This is a genomic window from Vibrio sp. V23_P3S9T160 (assembly GCF_963886625.1).
In the GTDB taxonomy this organism is placed as follows: Bacteria; Pseudomonadota; Gammaproteobacteria; order Enterobacterales; family Vibrionaceae; genus Vibrio; species Vibrio anguillarum.
This window is the reverse complement of record NZ_CAWPDB010000092.1, coordinates 1-2553: the sequence shown is the minus strand read 5'-3', so window position 1 is coordinate 2553 and position 2553 is coordinate 1. Positions and strand designations below refer to the sequence as shown.

Annotated in this window: 3 protein-coding genes; 2 read left to right on the top strand and 1 reads right to left on the bottom strand. The window is 40.3% G+C overall.

Going from position 1 to position 2553, the window contains the following annotated elements:
- Both AACU59_RS04845 and AACU59_RS04840 read left to right on the top strand, forming a co-directional pair.
- On the top strand, window positions 1-236 hold a 236-nt coding region (locus tag AACU59_RS04845; protein ID WP_337247337.1), incomplete at its 5' end, for a hypothetical protein.
- A 493-nt stretch (window positions 237-729) separates the two neighbouring features.
- The gene (locus tag AACU59_RS04840; RefSeq protein WP_161437794.1) at window positions 730-927 is read left to right on the top strand and encodes a hypothetical protein; all 198 of its coding nucleotides are present in this window, start codon (window positions 730-732) and stop codon (window positions 925-927) included.
- Here the strand turns inward: AACU59_RS04840 and AACU59_RS18155 are convergent.
- A complete protein-coding gene (locus AACU59_RS18155; RefSeq protein ID WP_443281591.1) occupies window positions 920-1375 on the bottom strand; it encodes a Fic family protein in 456 nt (151 codons plus the stop codon). The genes AACU59_RS04840 and AACU59_RS18155 overlap by 8 nt on opposite strands.
- Between the last annotated feature and the right edge of the window lie 1178 nt (window positions 1376-2553).

Below are 2553 nucleotides of genomic sequence, written 5' to 3'. Positions count from 1 at the left end.
ATAACAAACGCTTCAAGAGGGACAGCCAACGCGCGGCATTTTTACTATGCGTTGGTTTTTGTGGTTACGGTGTTATGCGGAAAGTTGGTAGTAGCGTTGTCTGCCCCTTAAGCGGGCGTTATGCAACTCAGGTAAATTTAGGGGTTCAATTTTTTGGGATTTCTCTGGCAATTCGTTTTGTATTGTCGGCAAATGAGCATTTTTATCCTAGAATTCTTGGTTCACTCAAGCCGTAAAACAGGCAAGGTTCTTTGTTTGCCTCAATGAGTTTTGGTGCTGTTTTGTTGCCAATTCAGCGTGCGCAAAGTGTGGAAAGGGCAAGTTTATCGAGCATTTTGTACTTGCTGAAGTTTTCGCTCGTTGAGTTTTCCTGATTCAAAAGCTTGGTTTGTTGTTGAAAGGTGGACTTTGTTTTGGCGGCTTATTTATCACGGCTCTTACTTGGTTTGATTCTTGAATCACTCAACCATTGCAATTGTGGCTTTTGGTCGTGTAAATTCTGTTTATCTCATTGAATTTGCATAACAAACGGCTCAAGAGGGATTGCCAACGCTTGGCGGTTTTAGTGCAAAATTGCAGTTCAGTGTTTACAGTGTGTTTTTTAAGTTCGGCGGTGCGTTGTCAACCCCTTAGCCGGGCGTTATGTGCTAAGCGAATATGGCGAAAATTGAGTTTTCTTAAACGCAAAGGTATGATTACTGAACTAGTGCTAAAAAAGTGAGATAGAGTATGGCTAAATCAACGAAAGTAAATATAGCTTTGCGTGGCAAAAGCAAAGGGATTACCAAAACGATGAGCTTGCAGTCATTTAACACTATGATTTTTAGTAATTTGGAGGCTTCCTTTGAACTTGAAGGTATCAAAAGAAGCGTTCGTAATCGAGATAAAATCAGAAGTGCTAGTAAATTATTGGAAGGAATTATTTAAGCTCTTGTGTAGCTTGTTCGAATAACTTCCTTATTAAACCATGCTGTCCGCGAAGAGATTGACGTACGGCATGGTAGTAAGACTTCTTCCCTCTCCCTGTTTCAATAAAGCATTCCAAATCAAAAGTGTAGCCCCTAGTTAGGCAGAGCATTTCTAAAAATAGTCTAATTGATCTTCCATTACCGTCTTGAAAAGGATGTATCCAAGCCAACTCCCGGTGAGTGTCAATTAGCATCTTTATAAGCGTATCTCGATCTTTAATTTTTTTTAGCTGACTTCTCGTTAACGAAGTAAAAAAACGCTTTAACTCTAACTCAATTTTATCTTTGGCTATTGTGGGGCGCCTGTCATTTTGAACAACCACTTCTTCATTTCGATAAACTCCTGCCCAAGGATAAATGCCGCTAAAAAGAGTTTCATGGCATTTTTTAAAAGCAGCCTCACCGATAGGCAGAGTTTCGTTGGTAATATAACTCTCTAGAAATTTTGGTACTCTGACTTCAGCATAGATTTCTTCGGCAATGTCTAATTCATCGCGATATGATGCGTAAACACCGTTTTTTATAATAACGGGATTTCTCGTACCAGAACGGTTGTCCGCAACAAAAATGAAGCGTTCAGCATCAAATTTAGCCCAAGTTGCAGGAGCTGGTGCTTTAGAATGATTTGGTTGGTTCTAAATAAACGAATACATTTCCGTTGTATGTTTGTTTCCCCGTAATAGAACAGAAAAATAATGGTATGTGTTTAATACCAAAAACATAGCAAACGGAATCACCGATTTGAACTTCACGATCACACTGCCTAAAATCATCGGGATAGTAGGTTGCTTCGGCTAAGCTATCAACTTCCCCCGTGACTGACTTCTGTGTAAACACTGTGCCAGTAGCTCTGTTCCAATATACTCGACAGAACCCTAAGTTTCTTCGTGTGTCTTTGATATGAACCATTTTACTATTAGCATCATCTACACATAAAATTGGCATGTATACACTCTATATGGGATAAAAGGCTATTATATCATATGTTTGAACGCACATAACAAACTGTTTAAGAGTGATTCGCAACGCGTGGCATTTTTGCTATGCGTTAATTTTAGTGATTAAGGTGGCGTGCGGAGGCTTTTGTATTGCGTTGCTCACACCTTAACAGGGCGTTATGCTTAATCATTGTAAAACAGTGGTTTATGGTTTTTCTTTGCTCCCTCGGCTGGTTGGTTTCGAGTTTGTCGGCAAGTTGGCTTTTGTGAGCGCTGTTTTCCGGACACCTATTCTTTGGCGCTAGAAACTCGGAGAATTGCCTCGGTCAATTTTCGGGCAAGCGCGAGGTTAGGGCGGTTGGCTCAATCAGCAATTTGATCTTAGGTTTTTGAGTTTTGACAGCCAAAGTTCAAAGTCTGATTTTCAAAATGATGAGTCATTTCTGTTTTCTATGTTTTGGTTTTTGTTTGTGAATCAAAGCTGAGTTAATCTTAGTTTTGGTAAAACGTAAGTCATTGAAGCTTAAGCATAACAAACGGTTCAAGAGGGACAGCCAACGCGCGGCATTTTTATCATGCGTTGGTTTTTGTGGTTACGGTGTTATGCGGAAGCTTGGTAATGGCGTTGGCTGCCCCTTAACCGGGCG

Excerpts from the sequence above, each read along its gene's own strand:
- AACU59_RS04840 (WP_161437794.1), top strand. The coding sequence starts at position 730 with ATGGCTAAATCAACGAAAGTAAATATAGCTTTGCGTGGCAAAAGCAAA.